Source organism: Paenibacillus sp. JZ16, assembly GCF_015326965.1.
In the GTDB taxonomy this organism is placed as follows: Bacteria; Bacillota; Bacilli; order Paenibacillales; family Paenibacillaceae; genus Paenibacillus_AQ.
In genome coordinates this window covers 639,764-661,049 of sequence record NZ_CP017659.1, presented here as the reverse complement: position 1 = coordinate 661,049, position 21,286 = coordinate 639,764, and the positions used below count along the sequence as shown (strand labels likewise).

21 protein-coding genes and 1 pseudogene are annotated in these 21,286 nt (G+C 43.1%); 16 read left to right on the top strand and 6 right to left on the bottom strand.

Annotated features, from left to right (window positions below):
* The first annotated feature begins 824 nt into the window (after nt 1-824).
* Nucleotides 825-1,328: a YrvL family regulatory protein gene (locus BJP58_RS02925; RefSeq protein ID WP_194542719.1), complete on the top strand. Its 504-nt coding sequence runs from the start codon at nt 825-827 to the stop codon at nt 1,326-1,328.
* 357 nt (nt 1,329-1,685) lie between these two features.
* Here the strand turns inward: BJP58_RS02925 and BJP58_RS02920 are convergent, their stop codons facing one another.
* Nucleotides 1,686-2,552: a sigma-70 family RNA polymerase sigma factor gene (locus BJP58_RS02920; RefSeq protein WP_194542718.1), complete on the bottom strand. Its 867-nt coding sequence runs from the start codon at nt 2,550-2,552 to the stop codon at nt 1,686-1,688.
* 195 nt (nt 2,553-2,747) lie between these two features.
* Here BJP58_RS02920 and BJP58_RS02915 point away from each other — a divergent pair, with 195 nt between their 5' ends.
* The 3 genes from BJP58_RS02915 to BJP58_RS02905 all read left to right on the top strand — a co-directional run bounded on the left by BJP58_RS02915 (nt 2,748) and on the right by BJP58_RS02905 (nt 5,139).
* Nucleotides 2,748-3,224, top strand: a complete 477-nt coding sequence (locus BJP58_RS02915; RefSeq protein WP_194542717.1) for a carboxymuconolactone decarboxylase family protein — start codon at nt 2,748-2,750, stop codon at nt 3,222-3,224.
* Nucleotides 3,225-3,241: 17 nt separating this feature from the next.
* Nucleotides 3,242-3,883 carry an NAD(P)H-dependent oxidoreductase gene (locus tag BJP58_RS02910; protein ID WP_194542716.1) on the top strand — a complete coding sequence of 214 codons (642 nt, stop codon included), beginning with the start codon at nt 3,242-3,244 and terminating at the stop codon, nt 3,881-3,883.
* Between the two features lie 932 nt (nt 3,884-4,815).
* Complete coding sequence (locus BJP58_RS02905; protein WP_194542715.1) at nt 4,816-5,139, top strand: c-type cytochrome; 324 nt, start codon at nt 4,816-4,818, stop codon at nt 5,137-5,139.
* A gap of 93 nt (nt 5,140-5,232) precedes the next feature.
* Here BJP58_RS02905 and BJP58_RS02900 read toward each other — a convergent pair whose 3' ends face one another.
* The gene (locus tag BJP58_RS02900) at nt 5,233-5,862 is read right to left on the bottom strand and encodes an SCO family protein (protein WP_194542714.1); all 630 of its coding nucleotides are present in this window, start codon (nt 5,860-5,862) and stop codon (nt 5,233-5,235) included.
* Nucleotides 5,863-6,140: 278 nt separating this feature from the next.
* Here BJP58_RS02900 and BJP58_RS02895 point away from each other — a divergent pair, with 278 nt between their 5' ends.
* The 6 genes from BJP58_RS02895 to BJP58_RS02870 all read left to right on the top strand — a co-directional run bounded on the left by BJP58_RS02895 (nt 6,141) and on the right by BJP58_RS02870 (nt 10,574).
* Entirely contained in the window at nt 6,141-6,512 is a 372-nt protein-coding gene (locus BJP58_RS02895) for an Ig-like domain repeat protein (RefSeq protein ID WP_113060841.1), read from the top strand.
* Nucleotides 6,513-6,556: 44 nt separating this feature from the next.
* The gene (locus BJP58_RS02890; protein ID WP_233354910.1) at nt 6,557-7,837 is read left to right on the top strand and encodes a right-handed parallel beta-helix repeat-containing protein; all 1,281 of its coding nucleotides are present in this window, start codon (nt 6,557-6,559) and stop codon (nt 7,835-7,837) included.
* Nucleotides 7,834-8,412 carry a nitrous oxide reductase accessory protein NosL gene (locus BJP58_RS02885; RefSeq protein WP_113060843.1) on the top strand — a complete coding sequence of 193 codons (579 nt, stop codon included), beginning with the start codon at nt 7,834-7,836 and terminating at the stop codon, nt 8,410-8,412. Before BJP58_RS02890 ends, BJP58_RS02885 begins: the two co-directional genes overlap by 4 nt.
* A complete protein-coding gene (locus BJP58_RS02880) occupies nt 8,409-9,230 on the top strand; it encodes an ABC transporter permease (protein WP_194542713.1) in 822 nt (273 codons plus the stop codon). Before BJP58_RS02885 ends, BJP58_RS02880 begins: the two co-directional genes overlap by 4 nt.
* On the top strand, nt 9,223-9,972 hold the full coding sequence (locus tag BJP58_RS02875; protein ID WP_194542712.1) for an ABC transporter ATP-binding protein: 750 nt from the start codon (nt 9,223-9,225) through the stop codon (nt 9,970-9,972). Before BJP58_RS02880 ends, BJP58_RS02875 begins: the two co-directional genes overlap by 8 nt.
* Before the next feature lie 68 nt (nt 9,973-10,040).
* The gene (locus BJP58_RS02870) at nt 10,041-10,574 is read left to right on the top strand and encodes a redoxin domain-containing protein (protein WP_233354902.1); all 534 of its coding nucleotides are present in this window, start codon (nt 10,041-10,043) and stop codon (nt 10,572-10,574) included.
* Between the two features lie 421 nt (nt 10,575-10,995).
* Here BJP58_RS02870 and BJP58_RS02865 read toward each other — a convergent pair whose 3' ends face one another.
* A complete protein-coding gene (locus BJP58_RS02865) occupies nt 10,996-12,348 on the bottom strand; it encodes an MATE family efflux transporter (RefSeq protein WP_194542711.1) in 1,353 nt (450 codons plus the stop codon).
* Nucleotides 12,349-12,484: 136 nt separating this feature from the next.
* On the opposite strand from BJP58_RS02865, the gene BJP58_RS02860 reads away from it, so the two are divergent.
* Nucleotides 12,485-13,171, top strand: coding sequence for a TetR/AcrR family transcriptional regulator (locus BJP58_RS02860; protein ID WP_194542710.1), 687 nt, complete (start codon nt 12,485-12,487; stop codon nt 13,169-13,171).
* 477 nt (nt 13,172-13,648) lie between these two features.
* Here the strand turns inward: BJP58_RS02860 and BJP58_RS02855 are convergent, their stop codons facing one another.
* Nucleotides 13,649-14,539 (bottom strand): LysR family transcriptional regulator, encoded by an 891-nt coding sequence (locus BJP58_RS02855; RefSeq protein ID WP_113061842.1) that lies wholly within the window; start codon nt 14,537-14,539, stop codon nt 13,649-13,651.
* 101 nt (nt 14,540-14,640) lie between these two features.
* On the opposite strand from BJP58_RS02855, the gene BJP58_RS02850 reads away from it, so the two are divergent.
* Complete coding sequence (locus tag BJP58_RS02850; protein ID WP_194542709.1) at nt 14,641-15,549, top strand: DMT family transporter; 909 nt, start codon at nt 14,641-14,643, stop codon at nt 15,547-15,549.
* A gap of 293 nt (nt 15,550-15,842) precedes the next feature.
* Here the strand turns inward: BJP58_RS02850 and BJP58_RS02845 are convergent.
* A pseudogene (locus BJP58_RS02845) lies at nt 15,843-16,598 on the bottom strand (SDR family NAD(P)-dependent oxidoreductase).
* Nucleotides 16,599-16,830: 232 nt separating this feature from the next.
* Here BJP58_RS02845 and BJP58_RS02840 point away from each other — a divergent pair.
* Nucleotides 16,831-17,214, top strand: a complete 384-nt coding sequence (locus BJP58_RS02840; protein WP_194542708.1) for a MerR family transcriptional regulator — start codon at nt 16,831-16,833, stop codon at nt 17,212-17,214.
* A gap of 523 nt (nt 17,215-17,737) precedes the next feature.
* The gene (locus BJP58_RS02835; protein ID WP_194542707.1) at nt 17,738-18,304 is read left to right on the top strand and encodes an NAD(P)H-dependent oxidoreductase; all 567 of its coding nucleotides are present in this window, start codon (nt 17,738-17,740) and stop codon (nt 18,302-18,304) included.
* A 207-nt stretch (nt 18,305-18,511) separates the two neighbouring features.
* Here BJP58_RS02835 and BJP58_RS02830 read toward each other — a convergent pair whose 3' ends face one another.
* A complete protein-coding gene (locus BJP58_RS02830) occupies nt 18,512-19,198 on the bottom strand; it encodes an SDR family NAD(P)-dependent oxidoreductase (protein ID WP_194542706.1) in 687 nt (228 codons plus the stop codon).
* 182 nt (nt 19,199-19,380) lie between these two features.
* On the opposite strand from BJP58_RS02830, the gene BJP58_RS02825 reads away from it, so the two are divergent.
* Nucleotides 19,381-19,932 carry a TetR/AcrR family transcriptional regulator gene (locus BJP58_RS02825; RefSeq protein ID WP_233354900.1) on the top strand — a complete coding sequence of 184 codons (552 nt, stop codon included), beginning with the start codon at nt 19,381-19,383 and terminating at the stop codon, nt 19,930-19,932.
* A 277-nt stretch (nt 19,933-20,209) separates the two neighbouring features.
* Nucleotides 20,210-21,088: a PhzF family phenazine biosynthesis protein gene (locus BJP58_RS02820; RefSeq protein ID WP_194542704.1), complete on the top strand. Its 879-nt coding sequence runs from the start codon at nt 20,210-20,212 to the stop codon at nt 21,086-21,088.
* The last annotated feature ends 198 nt before the right edge of the window (nt 21,089-21,286 follow it).

Sequence of the window (21,286 nt, the reverse complement as noted above, 5' to 3'; positions counted from 1 at the left end):
TTTGTTCTCGACCTAAGTGCCATAAAGAGGTAAAATCCTCCCTGATGTCGAAATTGATTATTTCTGAGCAATCTATCATCCTCTAGGAAAATTATCAGGTAGGATTGGGGGTTCTCAAATGTTCCACGAGCGGCATTTTACTCTTAGGCAGGGTCTCTCACATACTCTGGTTAAGTTAACTCAGGTTTCAGAAAATTCGTACAGGTGTCACAAATGTGATGGTGAAGTTAAGCAAGATCAACCCAATCCATTCTATTGGTCATGTGATGCATGTAAAGCGGAATATATGGGACCTGTATTGGAGAAATAGCATCCATTGGGGTGCTTTTTCTTTTACTCTCAAACCACGAAATCTAAGCCCATTTAAGGCGTTGTTTATTGATCGTGGACGAATAGAGGAACGGGGCAGGAATACAGCAGAGAAAGGGCATAACGTTGGCGTGTGTCGTACATCCATTATAGAAACCAACTCAACTCAATAATTGGCTTTTATGAATAACGCCGGTTTCTGTGCATATGCTTCATAACTCCACTCTTGTATAGTATTGTCTTCTTCTCAAGCTCCGTGACTGCAGCGGGTAAAGTGTGGATCGCAGGGGTTGGCCGCTTCCTAACTAAGATCATGGTCCATGAGCAAGGGCTTACAGAGTTGGCCGTTCGAGTCGAGGACAAGAACATGAGTCGATTACCGATGTATCTAACTATGTATCCATACAATTTCATTGAGCTAACGTGCAGATAGTTCAAATACCCCATAAATTAGGTTTATTATTTTTTACAATGAGTTAATAGTGATCTTATATAATATATGTACTCGTCTATAATTGATAGTCAAGGAAGTGGTACATATAAAAAAAATTAAAAGAATAATTATTCCTTTAGTTATTGTTCTCATTGTCTTAGTTGGAATATCCATATTGGAATTTTTTGCGTTACATTTGCTGGGTTTACATTATAAATCAACGGGTGCATTAATATTATTCTTTGTTCTGTATCTATTTCTGGAAATACCTCTTTCATTGATAACAGATGCCTTGCCTAAAGCGTTAAGATCTGTTGGTATAATTAAAACCAGTAAGGGATGGTTACCAATTGTTTTGGATACAGGATTACAATTTGTTTTAATCATTTTACTTGATGCCTTGATAAGGGATATTTCGATAACATGGCAAGGAGCTATTGTATTCTCGTTAATTACTGGACTCATCAGTAGAAAATTGAAAGAGAGAGAAAGGGAGCCTCTCGTCATGGATAGTAATGAACTCAAAAAAGTGAAAAGCGCAATGAAGACTAAGAAAAATGATCAACGAAGTACGTCTGAATTTTAGAGATTTGTCAAAAGCTGAACGAATTAAATATATATACTTGTCGCGGGACTAGATCTTGTTCCCATTAAGAGTCGCTATTTTAGCGGCTTTTTTAGGTATCGGTACAAGTTCTTGTCCCGAGTCGAGGACAAGAACTTGTACCGATTACCGTAATGGACAAAAACATGGTACCATTCAGGGAATTGCAAGTTGGGTTTGATTTCGTATGTAAACCTGTATGTAATAGGCGATACAAAAGGACATTAAAAAGACACTGGCACCCCTTTGGGTGCCGCTTGAGCGTGTTATGGTTTTAATAACTGTTATATTTTATCCGAGGGATTATGTCTTTAACACCCTCGACGCTGAGTTTAAGGCTCAATTTCTCAACACCGCCAGATCAAGCTGGCGTACGCGTTCTGGATCGGAGATCAGGTCGACCTCGGCAATCTTCCCGTGACTCATCGTAAATTTGAGTACATAGAGCAATTTTCCTTGTGGGGCCGCAATGATTCCTACGGTTCCATTCACCAAGGCTAGTTGGGCTGCTTTCTGTGCACGTCTCGATACTTGTTTTGCTAAAGCGATCGCTCCTCGCGTTACTCTTGAAGATTCAGTTAGACGATCGTCACGAAGTATAACGTCCGGATCAAGCACAGCTATTAGCGTATCGAAATCGCCTGCATGCGCTGCAGCAAGAAAAGCTTGAACAACTTTGCGTTGATGAGCAATGTCGACTTCCGATGCTTTCACCCCACGAACCCGGTGACGTGCTCTGCTCGCAAGTTGCCTTGTCGCGGCTTCCGATTTTCCTACAATAGGAGCAATTTCATTAAAAGGCATGGCGAAAACATCGTGCAGCACGAACGTAATGCGTTCCGCAGGTTTCAAATTATCGAGCACGACTAATAGTGCAACACCGATAGAATCAGCTAATATGGCCTCTTGTTCAGGGTCGCTTATATTCTCTTGGCTGTTGAAAGAATCGGGCAAATGAGCTTCGATCGATTCTTCGCGCCTAGATTTACGCGATCGTAACATATCGAGACATACACGCGAAACAACGGTGGTCAACCATCCTCCCAAGTTCTCAATGCCTCTTGCATCCACGCGACTAAGACGCAACCAAGACTCCTGTACCGCGTCTTCCGCCTCGCTAAATGATCCAAGCATTCGATAAGCAACAACTTGAAGGTTCTTCCGATGCGTTTCGAATGTATTTGCCAACCAATCCTGTTCACTCATTCTACAAACTCCCTCGTACTAAAATAACTAACCACTATAAGTACTGACGAATGAACGCTGAACAATGTGACAAGACGTCGCATTCAACTGATTTTTACATTTCTCAAGAAATATTGTCACACATCCCAAGGTCCGATCCGTCAGCATATTGGAGAACCAAAACCGGTTCTAATCTTAATTAAAGGAGTGTTTCATTTGAAATCAAGAATGGATAGCCCTGCTATGATCGTACCCGATGCGACTCAAGCCTTACAAGCCCTTGGCAAAGCGCTGTTTGTATCCGCAGAGCAAACAGGTATTCCAAAGCGCACGCTTTTTCTCGGATATCTTCGGGCAAGCCAAATTAATGGGGATAGCGTATGCGTCGAACTTCATTCGCGTAATGCATTGGCGACAGGTGAATCTGTAGAGCGACTGTTGGCAGTGTCGGCATGGCGTGAGACGCAATACTTCAATGACTCCGAGCGTTCTACACTTGCGCTCAGTGAAGCTGTTACCCGACTCAATGACCGAGTGGACCCAGTGTCGGATGAGATCTTTAACGAGGCAGCCCGACACTTCGATGTGCAGGCATTGGCCACGCTGATCGCCGGGATTGCTACGGCCAATCTCTGGAATAGACTAAACGTCTCTACAAGGCAGATCGTAACAGTTTCCGAGGGCAAATATTGAAGGAGGGTATTGTCATCATGGCAACAGTTTTGTATATTACGGCAAATCCACACGATCATGAAAAATCATACAGCATGTTAGTAGGTAATGAGTTTGTACAGGCTTATCGATCTGCCAATTTGAATGATGAGGTAATTCATCTTGATCTATATAAAATGGCTATACCACAACTTGATACTGATGTTTTTAACGGATGGGACAAACTGAAGGCGGGCACTACATTTGAAAAATTGACCGAAGCAGAGAAAACGAAACTGAGCCGAATCAATGAATTGGCTGATCAATTTGTTGCTGCAGATAAATATGTATTTGTTACTCCAGTTTGGAATTATTCGTATCCACCCGTTATGAAGTCATACATTGACTCCATTTGTATAGCAGGCAAGACTTTCAAATATTCACCAAATATTGGCCGGATCGGCTTGTTGAGTAATAAAAAAGCCGTCCATATCCAAGCTAGCGGTAGCTTCTTGTCACCAGGCTCAGATGATGCAGACCTAGAAATGGGTCATCGCCACCTGAAAGTCATTATGGATTTCGTTGGGATTTCTAGTTTTGAGGGGATTTTTGTTGAGGGAATGGCTGAAAAAACCGATCAGGAACCTGAGATTAAAGTAAAGGCGATACAACAAGCGTGCGAAATCGCTTTAAATTTCTAAGTTTGCCTTAAATATATCATAAAGCAGACAGCAGGAAATGATACATTCTCATCGATAGACAGCATATCTTACCTTTGAGGAATCGAACTCTTATCCTCAAGAAGAGTTCATACTAGAGGAGCGAGAACGGGGGACGATAGCTCAATGAGACTATATGAAGCAGCCGGCTTTATGATCGGCTGCTTTTTCTCAACTTACGGGCAGGATAGAGGAATACACCGGCAAATACATATGTGAATTCTGTAAGGAGGTTCACTATGTCTTTGGGAGCCAACACCCAGATTTCATTGCTCTCTTTCACCTGAACGGGTTGGAGGCGTGATTGAGTATTGCAGGGAAGAAAAGTCAAGAAACTAGTGTTCCTAGCTGGGACCATTGTCTAATGACACAAAAGTATCTACATTAATTAGTTTAGAAAAGCTTGATTTACAGGCTTTTTTATTTTTATGTAGATTAATTTGTGTCATCAAAAAATGCACAAAAGTGGCCACATTGTGGGATTATGAGTGTTAAAAGATGAGTGGTGGGGGGTATACCCCAAGTGCAAACCATCCGCCTCAACAGGTGGTAAAGATCAATCAACGGGCAGTTCAACGCAAGTTTACTCCCGATTCGTCTAAAAAGTCTTTCTAAACTTTCTTGATAGAAGTTCGCTTACTTTTTTAGGGAAACCAGTGCTTAGGTAAAAAGGAAAAAGGGTTGAATGGAAAGTGGCAGTTTATTAATTCACATTGAATATAAACTCTATTGTTGAGTGATCTAAAAAAGTTGAAGCAGCGATAATTACATAGTGAATTTATTAAAGGCTGCTCCAAATTGAACTATTAATTATTTTACATATAGCCCCAAGGAGGCATTTTAATCTATTTATAATTGAGAGAAAATAAGAAAACAATCGATTGGAACTGAAAAGTATGGGTATGGAGGGCAAGATGAGAAAAAGTCTTGGTAAATATGTGAGCGCATTAATTCTAGTTGGATTACTGACAGCATGTGGCAGTGAAAATACTAAAGAGCACTCAGCAACAACTGAGAATTCGATACCATCGGTTTACAAACAAAACTGTTTGTCCTGCCACGGAAGCCAGCTCGAAGGAAAGTACGGACCCAGTTTGCAAACAGTAGGAAGCCAACTTACCGAGGAAGAAATCACGACCATTATTTCCAAGGGGCAAGGAGGCATGCCAGCCTTCGGTAAGCGTTTAGATGAAGACGAGATTGCATCCATTTCTGTATGGTTGTCGGAACAAATATAAAAGGAAGTAGCTTAATGATATTCTTCCATCACCCGCTCCAGCTAAAGGAATGTCGTAGGAAACTTCATGAATAAATAAGAACAGCAGCAGGACTTAGGAATCCCGCTGCTGTTCTTTTAATAATATCTTGATATCTGTCAGAATTTGTTCATTCTCCATATCTTCACCCATCCGGTAGATCTGGCGCACACGCTGCTTACCATCGATTAACAGCAATGAGGTGATGGAATGCGCAAACAACCCATCATCGAGGCGCACAATCGATAGATTATACTGAGAAGCCAAATCCTTTACTTTGTTTTCATCTCCTCGCAGCAACGTCCATCCTCTCTGATCAATTCCCATCCGCTCCGCATATTGTTGCAATACCTCAGGTGTATCGTTCTTAGGATCGAATGTAATGGAAACCAACTCGACTTCATTACCAAACTGTCCTTGCTTCTGAAGCTCACTTTGGAGTGCAACCATATTAGCGGTTGTAGCAGGGCAAATATCCGGACATCGGGTGAAAATAAATGACGTTAATCGTATTTTCCCGTCAAATTGTGCTTCAGTTACAGTCTCTCCATGTAAATCAGATAAAGAAAAAGCTGGGGAATTCATTTTAACTGGCAGAGCAGGTTTGTAAAAGGAGGCAAATAACCAGTAACCGATGGCAATGATAATAATGATTATAGCTAAAATAATATACGAGCGCTTTGAAGCATTGCGAACAGGGATCATACTTTTTCTCCTTCTTTATATATTGGTAAATTGCGGTTTTTATTGTATCGAATATCAGGGATGGTTTCTATGACTCTATTGAGCTATGTCATGCATTTGATTACCGTGATCTTTCACTTCTACATCTTCAGCAATCATAGAGTATATCTCGTTTTCTTCTGCATGTCACAAATCTGTCGATTTTCAACCTTTGAAATGGCTCCCTAGAGTTATAGGACAGAAGCATTTAAATTGCTAAAATGTGAAAGACTGACAACCGGGTTGGAGGGAGTGAGGGAATGAAGCAAAAATTGGTTTCATTTATGGCAGTGGTTATCCTTTTGGGTATCGTAACGGCATGTTCAGGCGAGGAATCCGTCGATTTGGAAGCTGTAGAAGTAGAGCTGTCTACAAAACCTGAAACCGTTATAGCGGGAAGCCAGGTCGATTTACAAGCTTTGTTCACTGGAATGAATGTATCTGGCAAGGCACAGGCTACCTTTGATTTCCGGATTGGGGATAAACCGATACTCATTGAAGCTGTGAATGAAGGGGATGGTGTATTTAGCGGTTCGTTTACTTTTGCTGAAAAGGGGAACCAGACGATTTTTATACACTTGTATGAGGACGATATCCATATTACTAAGAAGAAACAGGTAGAAGTGCAATGACAGTCAGAAGAAGCATGATGCCCCTTTTTTTACTCTGGTTTTTTTTGGCGTTATTGAATAGCAGTCCAGTAAGAGCAGAAGACAAATGGCTTAATTTGCAAGCTTTATTGGACCAAGCCAAGCCAGGAGATACGCTTATATTGAAATCCGGCAATTACCATGGCCCGATTACCATTAACAAGCAGTTGACGATACGACCGGAAGAAGGTGGCACGATAGAACTGAGAAATATGAGTGACCTACCGGCCATCACGATAGAAGCTGACAATACAACGATTGCCGGACTCCGCATCACCGATGTCATGGTCAAGGAAACGCCGACTGTGCTCGTCAAGGGTCATCGAGCTGTCGTGGATAGGCTGCATATCCAGACTGGTGGAGATGGAATATCAGTACGTGACGCAAACGAAGGTAGCTTGACGAATAATACAATCGATTGGATGGCAGATGGCGTGAAAATGGCCGACAAAGGCAATGGCGTAGATATATTCAATGGGCATCGTTGGAAAATAACCGACAATACGATTCGTGATGTACATGACGGCATTTATATGGAAAGCAGCGATGATATCCTCGTCTCAGGTAATGTAATCGAACGCTCTCGTTATGGCGTTCACTGCATGTACACAAATCGGACCATCATCGAGCGGAACATAGGCAACCTAAATGTGACAGGGGCCATGGTGATGACTGCTCGACAAGTATCTGTTGTCGGGAATGTGTTCACGAAGCAAAGCCAGAACGTAAATTCGCAAGGAATTCTGCTATATGACACACACGAGACGACCGTGACAAATAATACGGTTGATGGCAATCGGGTTGGCCTGTATGTGGAACTATCAACCGGAAATATCTTGAAGAACAACAGAGTAAGTTACAATTTTGTCGGTATGCAGTTGCTGGAGTCAAGTGCCAATTCTATCAAAGGCAACCAATTTATTAGTAATGTGTCGGATGCACAGGCACGAGGCAGTGAGGAAAATCGGATTACAGAGAATTATTGGGACAATTTTCGGGGTATCGATGCGGATGGAGACGGGATCAGCGATATAACATATGGAATGAATCCGTTTTTCCAGGGACTCACAAAAAAGCGACCAGCATTTCAATTGTTTTTTCAATCACCGGGCATGGTATTCCTGGAAGGACTCTACCAGACGGATCGAGATCGCTGGACTATGGATAAGGCCCCGCTAATGGTTCCGCCCGGTAACGATGATCGAGGCGGAGACCAGGGAGGTTTAATAAAGACCGGACTTATGGGGTTCATACTGCTAGGCTGTACAGCCATTTTAATTTTATCGATGAGGAGACGAAATACATGAGAAAAGGGATTCAACTAACCTTAATTATGGTTGCTATCTTGATGATACTATCTGCTTGCGGAGGAGAGAAGTATGAGCCGCAGGCTATCAACGAAAATACGGATGTATGTGTCATTTGCAAGATGGCCGTCAAAGACGACCAATATGCGACTCAAATTATAACAAAGGACGGTCAATCTCTCAAATTTGATGATATCGGCTGTTTAAATACGTGGAAGAAAGAGAACGGAACCGATACGATCGGCGCAGAATTCGTCCGAGATTTTAACAGCAAACAATGGCTCCGTTATGAAAAAGCATACTATGCCTATGATCCTTCATATCAAACACCAATGGCTTATGGAATCGTCTCGTTTGAACAAGAGGCGGATGCCACAGCTTATATTGAAGAACAAGGCAAAGGTAAACTCATGACGGCAGAAGATCTCGCCAATCACTCGTGGGAAGTCAATCGGGATATGATGGATATGGGAGGGGAGCACGGTCATGATCATGCACCGGATCAGGAGCCTGGTGATGATATGCCTGACCACAGCGCCGATGAGCAACCAGCAACCGGAGGACACGGCTTGTGAGTGAAATGGGTTATGTAGCTGTAAGAGAAATGAAAATTGGCTTTCGAAATCCATGGGCCTATTCATTCATGGCCCTTTTCGCCATGTTTATGGTAAGTTTATTGATTATTAACTCGCAAGGTTATGTAAGCGGATATTCCGGCACTAGCGGCACCATGTTAAACCTGGCGTTATATTTGCTTCCTTTGATGGCGCTGATGTTGGGCTCTTTTTCCTTAACAGGCGAGAAGGAAGAGGGCAACTGGGAGCTTCTCTCAACTTATCCGCTGGGTACCTGGTCTTTTCTGGCTGGCAAGTATATCGGGCTTTCCATCGTCTTGTTATCCATTGTTTCCTTTGGATTTGGATTGTCGGGAGCAGCCAGCTGGCTTTCGGGTAGTGGTTTTGATTTTTTGACTTATCAGCAGCTTCTGGTCTTTTCAATAGGTTTATCCCTGTTTTTCCTCGGATTGGCCATGCTGATCGGTACACTCGCCCGCAATCGTTGGCAAGCACTTACGATCGCGGTGGGTGTCTGGTTTTTTGCCATCATTGCATGGCCATCTATTCTCATTGCATTGCTCGGCATGATGCCATATCCCTGGATCAAACCGGCCGTCACTACATTGACATTTCTTAATCCTGCAGAATTGACGCGTCTGCTTACCGTCGTCAAATTAGGTGGAGGCTCGACGCTCGGGCCGGAGTATTACGATTGGATGGTATGGATTCGTTCCACTTGGGGTACCCCGGTGTTTATTGGCGTGATGTTGCTCTGGATCGGCACCATGTTGACCATCTCTTTTGGATTATGGGAAAGGGGAAGAAGTCGTGGATAATCATCTGGTTCGGTTCGATGGGGTTCACAAATCGTTTAAGGGAAAGACGGTCATTGAGGATTTACAGCTGCATATCAGACAAGGGGAGGCCGTTGCTCTGTGCGGGGGGAACGGTGCGGGAAAAAGCACGTTGCTTCGCATGGTGGCCGGTATTCTACGTCCGACGAGGGGATCCATCTCCGTAAACGGTCACGATTGGCAGGAAAACAGACAAAATTATGCTCGGCAAATTGGATATATGCCGGATGATTATCGGTTTAGTCCAGGATTAACAGCCATGGAGACTATGCTGTTTTGGGCAAGGCTTCGCGGTCTTGGGAATACTCGCGCCAAAGAGGTGCTCTCGATGGTCGGCTTATCGGATACAGGCAGTAAACCCGTAGCTTCCTTCTCCAAGGGCATGAGGCAGCGGGTGTTGTTTGCACAAGCGCTGTTAGCAGAACCACCACTGGTGGTTCTGGATGAACCCACCAACGGTCTGGACCCTTACTGGATGAACACCTTCATAACGCTTGTGCGTCAAGCAGTATCTAATGGGCAAACGCTTCTCTTTTCAACGCATCAATTGGAAATTGCGGAAGCATTGGCGGATCGCATCGTTTTTTTACGGGATGGGAACGTGATTCTAGACAGAAAGAGGGATGACATCCACCTAACAAACGAAACCGAGGGGATGCAGGAAGTATTTAGAGAGTTGTTTGGGATCTCTGGAGGATTCTCCAGACACGAAGAAAAATTATAGTAGTGACAATTCCACTTTTTCTAAGGCTTTATATTAGGAGATAAAAGTTCAAGGAGTTTGTCTACATAGTGGGCGAGGAGTTTATATTGAATATTATAATACGCAGAATCATTCAGTATTTGTTATTGGTTGTTATCCTACTCGGTGGAGTATATGCAGTATTCCGATTCCAAGACGCTCCCCAAAGTCATGCCGGTGTGGGGGATATCGCACCGCCGTTTTCCTCAATGGATCTTGAGGGGAAACAAGTACGATTAACGGATTATAAAGGTAAACGCGTATTAATCAATTTCTGGGCATCTTGGTGTAATCCTTGTGTCAATGAACTGCCGCTACTGAACGAGGCATATAAGCTTGCAGGCGTTGATATGCTTGCAGTTAACGTTGGTGAGAAATCAGGAGCAGTTCAAAAATTCGTTGAACGATATGAACTCGAATTTCCTATCGTCATGGACAGCGACCTCAAAATTAAACAAGCATATCAAGTGGTCGGCATGCCGCTAACACTGCTGATCGATGAGGAGGGTACAATTATTGACAGACATGAAGGTGAACTGACCGAAATGGAGGATATTTTGAATTTAATGAATCGGATCAAATAGGAGCAAGGTAACAAAAACCTGTAGATTATCAAGCATAGCTTCTTAGCGGAATTTTGGGTTGTGTTGAAACATATAGAGCAACCATAGGAGGGGCAGTAGAATGTAAAACATCTTGGAATTGGAAGCTGATATAAAATCATGAAACAAAAAAGGAAGAACCTTTGCTAGGCTAAGGTTCGCCAAAGACAAGAACTTGTACCGATTGCCGTAATGGACAAGAATATGAGCCTATTACCGATTAGATAAGTATCTAACTATGTTTCCATGCAATTTCATTAAGCTAACGGGCAGGATAATTGAAGATCAAACTCGTTGAGCCTTACTACATGTGAAGGCGAAACTTTCTGCTTCACCTTATCTAGAAAAGGCAGGAGCATGAGTTGCCTTTATCCTGCCTTCTTGCGTGTTAAGGTATTGGATTCTACTGTACTAAACGATCCAAATCCGGCTGCAATTTGTTCCGCAAAACATACAGCATGATGGCGCCGACAAGGAATGCGACGGCATCCGCAATGACGAGCGACCAGATCACCCCGTGGAAGCCGTTCATCCAATTGGCGATATAGAGCACAGGAATCAGAGTAACTCCTTGAATAACGGACATAATAAACGCGGCCGTTCCTTGCGCTGTTGCTTGGAAAATCCCCGTAAACAACGTGGTCATTCCTGTAATGAACAAGGATAAGAATGTCACATGCAAAATGTAGCTGCCCATTTCAATTAATTGCGGGTCATTCGTAAATAAACCGATTAAGTGGTCGGAAATCAGATAGACGATGACACCGAATACGATGGCTAACGCCACAATCGTTTTGATTGTAAATCCAATGGTTTGCTTCATCCGTAATTTATTCGCTGTAAAGGAAAAGGCAATGAGCGGCACGACTCCCTCGCATAAGCCCATCAAAACAAACTCAGGAAATTGCAATAAACGTGATGAAATTCCGTAAGCCGCTACGGCCGGATCTCCATATTCAATAAGAAAACGATTTAAGATGAGCGACATTGCACCCAAAAAGATACTCATAATAAAGACGGGAACTCCGATTTTGAATACATTGCTCAGAATCTCCTTGGAAGCCTTGAACCATTTTACGGAGACGGTTAAGAACTGGCTCTTGTATCCAATATGGAAGGCGTAGAATGCACTCGCAACCAAGTTGGAAATGACCGTAGCAGACGCAACGCCAATCACATCCCAATGAAACACGAAGATGACGAACGAATCGAGAATAATATTGACGACCACACTGAGAATCATACCGATCATCGATGTGATCGCTGCACCCTCCGAGCGCACGATATTCTCGAGCGTGAAGAATAATACGACGATTGGTGAACCGATAAGCATAATCGTGACATAGTCCTTCGTGAATCCAAAGGAGTCAAGCGTTGCCCCCAGGCCATAAATGATAGGATCGAGCAACGGAAGACCGACGGCCATCACAATTAGACCGAGAACCAAACTGCTGTAAAAAGCGAATGAAGATACTTGCTTTACATCATCATATTTTTTCTCACCGAGCAAACGGGAGATGAATGTACCGCTACCCATGCCAATCAAGGTGCCTAGCGCCATAATAATTGCGAATAACGGCAAGGTTAACGCGAGTGCGGTTAACATGGCGGTATTGTGAAGTGTACCAAGGAAATAGGCATTCAAGATGGAATAGATGACACTCATTGACGTGCCTAGCATCATAGGTACAGCGAAATGAGCTACGGCTTTTGCGACCGGGGCTTTTTCAAAGTAATGGAGGTTTTCTGCATCCATGCGGGTCACTACTTTCTTTATTTATTTTGGGTTCAATCTTACAGTGTTAGATTGAACCTTACAGTGTTAGATGATATCATGATCCTATGAACCTGTAAAGTATAAACTTACACTGTTAGATAAAGGGCGGATAACGATGAAAAAACAGCAACCTCAGATTTCGGAGGATAGGATTTTGGAAGCCTCGTGGGAGTTACTTGGTGAGGAGGGGATCGAGAAATTCAGCATGAGACGATTGGCCGTTAGGCTAGGGATTCAGGCTCCATCTATATACTGGTACTTTAAGAGCAAGCAGAATCTCTACCAGCGACTGGCCAACCAGGTATCGAAAATCATTCTGGATGAGTACCGCTCCGAGGGGGACTGGAAGGAGCAGCTGAAGGGACTTGCGGTAACGGTCCGAAGCGTGCTCAGCCGGTATCCCTGCTCCACGCAGCTCATGATGTCGACGCTGCCCCACGAACCGGACATCATCCGGTTCACCAACCGAATGCTGCTCTGCGTGGAATCGACGCCGCTTGAGCAAGAGCAAAAAATACAAACGGTACTTACGATTATGAATTATGTCTTCAACTTCGTTCTGGATGATTATGAGCACCAGCGCAATGTCTCCGCGATTCTTAAGGACCATGGAGCGGGGGCGCTTCCGGGTGAGGAAATGACTCGCCTTCTGGATTCTATGAGCGAGACGGATGCGGGACTGTTCCGGAGAATGTTCACGAACGGGCTGTTCGAACTGATGGGGACCGACAAGGCGTTCGAGTTCGGCTTGAAGTTGATTCTGCTCGGGATTGAGCAGGTGATAAAGGAGCAGGAGAAGTAGGAACTAAGAACCGCCCATCCGGTGATCGGATGGGCGGTTTCGAATAGGCTTACCGTTTAGTCGCACCAAACTGCGCTATAGATGATACGGGGAACCTTACCAGAAGTAGGGCAAAATTTTTGTTCAGTGGGGTGGAGAGAAAGATTTATGCCGGGGGACAGGATCATGTTCCCATTGAAAGTCGCTAATATAAAACAAGGGTATAATACACAAAATACTGGAGGGAATGTCTTGTTTAAACGGTTTGTTCCTCTAATTTTCATCTACTTTGGCCTTTGTAATCAACTATGAACCACTCATCGCTACAGCTACATCTATGCTTTTGCCTTCAAATGCTGAACAAAATGCTAATAGAACAAGATGTCTTAAGCATTGATATTCGAAATCGAACTAGTACAGAAAGAACTATTGCTGAGGATTTTAAAAATACTAATTATTTGGGGAACTGAATCTTCTGCCATGCGCGATAATTGAACATTAGTGGAACCGATCCCCGGATAAATAAAGCTCCTTTGCAGTCTGGAGGAACAGTTTCACCCCGTGTGAAGCCTCCTTTAATGAAGGAACTGCCAAGTGAATGTCTCTATAGGGCTGCGGATTAATGGTCCGGATGCGGACATTAGGTGGCAGTGTAGATAGCGACAAAGAAGTTTTCGATACGATCGAGATTCCCAAGCCTTCTTGAATCATGCTCAACGCTGTGTTTATGTTGTGACCGTTATATTTGGCGTACAACGTGGTTCGGAATTGCTTAAATAGCTCAAAAATCGGCGTTACAAACCCGCCTTTGCACACAATCATAGGTTCATTATCCAGATCCGTAATATGAATGGTTTGGCGGCTTTGCAAGGGATGATCATCCCGATGGACCAGGCATAATTCATCTCGAAAGAACGGAATCGTTTCAAGCTCGTTGCCCGGCGGTATAATCCAACCGACATCGATTATTCTGGATTCTAGCCATTTTTTAATCTCTTCGATGGTTCCTTCAAACAGTTCAAATGTCAGCCCCGGATGCTTCTCCCCAATGATTCGCAATAATTTCGGCAAGAAGTGCGCGGACACAATCGGGAACACCCCGACACGAACGGTGCCAACTTCAAACCCTTTTTCAGCGGTTACCTCCTGCTCTACCTTATTGTATCCATGCAAAATCTCTCTGAATATGGCAAGCAAGCGCAAGCCGATATCGGTGAGGATAACCCCGCTTTTTCGTTCACGAATCATGAGAGTGACTCCTAATTCCGATTCAAGCGTTGAGATGGCTCGGCTGACGGCAGGTTGTGTCATATTTAATTGCTCACCGGCTTTGGTAAAGCTACCAGTCTCGACTATTTTCACAAACAACATCAATTGCGAATGTGTCATAACAATTATGATATCTCCTTCATAATAAACATGCATTTTATTTATAAGTTGATCTATTGTACCATGGTAATCACCATTACACAAAGGAGCGCTGAAGATAAATGCAACTTTCGCGAACACTTACTGTTATCCTGTTAACCTTTTTAGTCGCAATGTGGGGAGTGAACTGGCCGTTGTCCAAATATGCACTCGAGTTTGCACCCCCATTGCTTTTTGCCGGCTTGAGGATCGCGATCGGAGGTCTCATTCTGCTTCTTTTCGCTTTGCCGCGTTATAGATATCTTAATTTGAAGCATACTTGGCATATTTGCCTAATCTCCGGATTACTGAATATCATTCTCTTTTTCGGTTTTCAAACGTTCGGATTGAATATGATGCCTGCCGGTCTATTTTCGACGATCGTGTTCATGCAGCCCGTTCTTCTCGGAATCGGAGCTTGGTTGTGGTTAGGCGAATCCATGAACGCTTTCAAAATAGTCGGCTTGGTTCTAGGCTTTATAGGAGTCGCTGTTATCAGCATAAACGATGGCTCTGGAAATATTTCGACCGTTGGTATCTTGCTTGGTTTAGCCAGCACGATTACTTGGACATTCGGTACGATTTATATGAAGAAAACATCTACTAAAGTCGATGCAATCTGGTTGACTACCCTTCAGATGATTTTTGGTGGAATTGTATTGTTGATAGCGGGTACTACCGTTGAAAACTGGACGGATATCGCTTGGAACCAAACGTTTATCTCGACTTTATCGGTAATTGCAATCTTCTGTACGGCCTTGACCTGGCTCGTTTTCTTTCTGCTTGTTAGATCGGGCGAAGCCGGCAAAATCGGATCGTTTAATTTTCTGGTCCCGCTCATTGCGATCGTGATCAGCGTTCTCTTTTTGGGAGAAACGATTACGACCAAGATGGTGGTGGGACTTATTCTAATTATCATAGGTATTGCACTTGTAAACCTCAAGATGAAATCACTGCAAAAGCGCGGCAATATGCAAAAGGTGGATATGTAGGCAAGGTAGGGGTAACGCAATATCGTTATTACTCATGATATTGATTAATGATCTATTGGCTTAACCAAATGAATTACGGTTTATTGAATTATCAGGAAAAGATACCCCTAAAGAAGCAAAGGCAGTCGACCAAGAGATGGGCTGCCTTTGCTTCTTGAACTAAGGATAGAATAGTTGGAATAGAGTGGATCATAGGAAGCATAGCTGACACTATCCTTAGACACACAATATGGTCGTATTCGTTCGGCAACAGCTCTAGTTTCACGGATTGTCTTTGCTGCTATTACTTGCGATCAGATATTCTGACCACCCGAAACTTCGATTCTCTGTGCATTAATCCAGCGATTGTCGGATCCAAGTAGGTTAGCGACTGCAGGACCAATGTCCTCGGGTACGCCGACTCGACCAAGGGCAGTCATCGAGGCAAACGTGTCATTGTAAGCAGGTATGTCGCGTACAGAACCTCCTAGAAAATCGGTTTCGATTGCACCAGGTGCAATAGTATTGGCGGTTATACCTCGGTGACCAAGTTCTTTGGCCAAATAGATGGTTAGAATCTCGACCGCACCCTTTGCGGCGGAATAGGCAGAGAAGCCAGGATAAGAAACGCGAGTGAGTCCCGATGAGAAGTTCACGATACGACCACCATCTGCAAGAAGCGGCAGAAGAGCCTGGGTCAAGAAAAATACGCCTTTGACATGCACATTGAACAGGCCGTCGAACTGAGCTTCAGTAGTTTAGGCATAGTCTATCATTTCTCCGTGGCCGGCATTATTCACTAAATGATCGAAAGTGTCACTATCCCACGTTGACCGCAGGGTCGAACGTACTGTCTCAGCAAAGGCCGCAAAGCTGGCAATATTTCCAACATCAAGTTGTAATGCCACTGCTTTACGACCCAAAGATTCGATCTCAGCAACAACAGACTTTGCTTCTTCTGCTTGGCTACGATAGGTCAAGATGACGTCACCGCCATGACGGGCAATACTGATGGCAGTATTGCGACCAAGTCCACGGCTACCACCAGTGACGATTGAGATATTATTCATTGTAACTTCATCCTTCCAGAACTCATTTTTTAATTGCATTGTTATCATAGATGATAAAGTTTACTTTAAGTCAAGACATTTTCACTGAAAAAATTAGTGTATAATTGAACCAGTGAAATATTTGATTTCATCATATTTTTCTCTTCTTTTTACAGCGTCAATTTGGTTTTTAATTAGATTTGCCAAAAAATCAATTAAAGTTTACTTTAATAGGAGGTGATGAGTTTTATTTATGTTGACAATAAAGAAAGTGACTGAATTGACAGGAATAGCGGCTCCCACACTTCGATATTACGAAAAGGAGGGGCTGCTTCCGCATGTGAAGAGAAATGAAAATGGGAAGCGGTTATATGACGAAAATGATTTAAGCTGGATTCACTTCGTTACTGCGCTTAGAGCAACAGGAATGCCGATTGCTCAAATTCAGAAGTATGTCTACTTGTATAAAGAAGGAGATTCGACGATTTCGGAACGAAAAATGATGATGCTCCATCATAAAAAAGAAATTGAGAAAAGCATAAGAGAGCTATATTTTAATTTAGATAAAATAAACTATAAACTTGCTCTATATGATGTAATAGAATCTCAGATTGAACGAACTAACATCAAAATTTGATTATGCCCAAATACAAAGTCGCTAAATTAGTGACTTTGTATTTTATATAATTGTATTTGAGTCAAATATACATTACTGACATGATACTGTTAAGGCAGTGGGTTGAACGTCGAATATGAAATCGCGACAAGTTTATTCATTTACAGAGGGCCTCAAACTATGGAATTATGAAATTTTATGTAAAAATGACGAAATATGAGTTGCATTTCAGAGAAAGAAGACATAAAATAGTCAACATGTTAGTGATTGATCAATTACTGAATATCCATATTCAAATATCGACAAGCGACTTATCTTGAGGTGCGTGTCGTTTAGATTCTCTTAATCTCACTGACTAGATTTACGGGTTCTTTAAGTCATCAGACAAGACTTGAGGGGAGGCGAGGGGAGTCTTGTCGTCCATGTATTGGAGCAGGTGGTATTACAGATGTACAGATCGAGGTATGTGCTGTTTTTATGTAAATGTAATTGATCAATCAATAATCATCACAATTTGAAGCGCTAAATGAGAGGAGATATCCCTATGAACCATTTGATCGTGTATGCCCATCCGAGAAAAGTAAGCTTTAACCATGCTATTTTGGAAACTACCGTTCGAAGCCTCCGTCAAAAAGGACATGAGATTATCGTACGCGATTTATATGCGATGGAGTTCCAGCCCGTCATTAGCAGTAGCGAGATACTAGGCGGCGTAGGTGAAGACATTGAGCAGGAGCAGGAGTATCTGAAATGGGCTGACGTGATTACCTTCATCTATCCGATCTGGTGGACCGGACTGCCTGCAATCGTCAAAGGTTTTATTGAGCGGGTTTTTACTTACGGATTTGCCTATCGTTATGTGAATGGGGAGCAGAAAGGATTGCTGAAAGGCAAAAAAGCCATAATCATCAACACGCTAGGGAAATCACATGCCCAATATGCAGCTAGCGGTATGGACAAAGCGTTAATATTGACATCCGACAAAGGAATATTTGAATATTGCGGTATGGAGGTGTTGCACCATGTATTTTTCGAGTCCGTACCGAGCTCCGACGAGGCGACGCGTACGACGTGGCTGAAACAAATCGAGGAGGTAGCGGGCAAAGCGTAAACAATATGGTATTAGACATTATAATTAAACAACGCATCTCTTGATGCATTCACTGTTTGATCCAATATGTCAATGGAACAATGGATATGGTTGTAGACAGTCCTGTCGAGGGACAAAAACATGTTCCGATTGTCGATTTGAGATTGCTCTAGGCATTAAAAGAGATAAGACAACTATCATTTCAATAGTTGTCTTATCTCTTTCGTATTAATTTTCACCAAGAATATTAGTTGGATCAAGCCCTGGAGGGAATATTTCTTCAAAATGGTCCTTTTTCTCATATAAATTATACCAAGCTTCAGCAATAACATCGGGGTCCCCTTCTGTTCCGGGTTGTATCATGGCTCCGATTGAAAGATGTCCGACAAACACACCTTTTTCTTTCAACTCATTGTGCAGGTTTGCGGCATAATTACGAATACCAGCCCCAACGATTCCGGCATTCCCGGCATAAGGTAAAGGGAACATAGTTGATACGCCTGTTGTAAATAAAATTGCACCAGAACCGTTATTTATCATATCCGGTAGAACCTCATTAACGGAAAGAACGCCGGCCAGCAAATAACTTTTCATTATATCTAATACACTTTGAGGCGTAGTTTCCAGCACGTTTGTGAACTTATCCTCCCTGGCATAAGGGCTAAATTCTAGTACATCAATCGAACCAAACTCTTGTTTAGCTGCTTGAATGGCTTGTTTTAAAGCAGCTAAGTCCGTAACATCCGCTACAAAAGATTGCGTTTCAATATTTAGTCCTCTTAGTTCACGTTCGATAATTGCTAATTTCTCAGGGTTACGTGCAATCACTGCTACCCTAAATCCATTCTTTCCGAATTTTTTGGCTAGAGACAAACCTAATCCAAGACCTGCACCAACGATGACAATAGTTTTCATTATTCGTTAGCTCCTTATCTATGATATATTAAAAGAAACATATGTTGCTTTAATGAAAACTATACAGCCAAAGGTTTAATGCAACAATCAACAACCCTGTGCGAATGTTGCTATAGCCACAAGAATAATAAATTGTTGGGTTAGAGGTGAAGGATATGGCGACAAAAGCAAGGAATATACGAATGACTCAAACAAAACAATCATTGATTAATGCTTTTTTCAATTTGGCTTCTAAAAAGGATTTTGAAAAAATTACAATAGCGGATATAACAAGGGGAGCGCAGGTTAATCGGGCTACATTCTATGCACACTTTAATGATAAATACGATTTAATCGATTTTATTATGGGGGATTTCGCCTCAGCTTCTATCAAAAACCATACTTCAGGTGTTGTGAAATTCGATCAGGACAGTATATATCAACTCATTTTAGCGGTATCTGATTTCTATCAACAACCGAACATTGAATGTCGCAGCAGCTATGGTGGCTTGGTCTTACCTCAAATGCAAGAAAAAATACTAAATGAATTGAAGGCTTTTTTGTCGAAAAGTTTGAAACAAATGTATAACGATAACGAAAAGAACATGTTTGTGCCTATTTTTGCACAAATCATTCATGAAGGTGCCTTGCAATGGGCCAAAGGTAGCGTCACCACGAATAAAGAGGAAGTCGCCAAGAAGATTGCTTTATTTGTAGTAGCTGGATCTCAGTCTTTCGAGGGAGCACTACACTAACGGGCAGCGTAGTGCTAAATATAGTCGTCTTATTTTTCTTTATTAATGGTCCAATTAGTTGTACCTACAGATTCTCCGGCTGGATAGTTACAAATTGTTTGAAATGGAAGGGGATTCATATTGAACGTTAAGGATACGGGATGCTATCGAGACGGGTTCCGATTCAAAGAGCAAGAGAGTCCGGTCTGTTCGGAAAACGGCGAGCTTGTGCAAATGTTGAAGGTCGGCATAGCTGTCCGTGGTGTAATGGACCTGATAAGGAGAGGACGAGCGGAACATGAATGTGGAAGTGTATACGTTAAATGCGTTTGCAAAAGGGGAGCGTGGCGGTAATCCAGCAGGCGTTGTCTTGGAAGATGGCCTTTCACTGGATGCTGCCGAAATGCAACTCATAGCGAAGGAATTGGGCTTTTCGGAGACGGCCTTCATGGAAAAATCCTTGCTTGCGGATTACAAAATCCGCTATCTCACCCCCGCCAGCGAAGTTGATCTGTGCGGACACGCCACGATTGCTGCATTTGGACTAATGCATTCGCTGGGTTTGGCAAAGGAAGGGACCTCCTATACGATAGAAACCAAGGCAGGGATTTTGGATGTCGCTATTAGCTCCGAGGGTTTTGTTTATTTGTCACAGGTTTTACCACATTTTCTTGAAAGGATATCCTGTGAGGAAATCGCCCCATCTTTGGGGATGGATGCCGAGGATCTGGAATCCGGGTTGCCCATCCAGATTGTTTCCACGGGGCTGCGGGACATTTTGATTCCGATTCGCAGCAGGAAGCTCTTGAATGAGGTTAAGCCAAATTTTGACGCTATAACCGCCATAAGCGAAAAATATGATGTGGTTGGATATCATCTGTTCACGCTGGATACGCCAGACGATGCTGCTGCGGAGTGCCGGAATTTTGCGCCGCTGTACGATATTCCCGAGGAGAGCGCGACAGGAACATCCAACGGTGCCCTGCTCAGCTATTTGTACCAACATGGCCAACGATCTTTGCGGGAAGTGGAGAACGTCAAGTTCAGGCAAGGGTATTCGATGGATTGTCCTTCTGAAATCAAGGTAGGATTGCGCCTGAGCGATAGCGGTGAAATCAACCAGGTACGGGTTGGCGGTGCTGTGGTTGGCATTGAACGAAGACATATCACGATCTAAGCGGATTCAAAAAGCCTGTTTGCAACCACCGTATCGTAGGGGCAAACAGGCTTTTTATATACATTAGATCTTGTAAAGAGACTGGCGATTGCCCCGACTGGCTTGCTGACTGCCACTTTAGGTCAACAAGCAGCAACCAGGTCCCGGCGCTGCTTGTATATTGGATTTTTACGAATAGCTGGGCATGGGTCCTGTAAG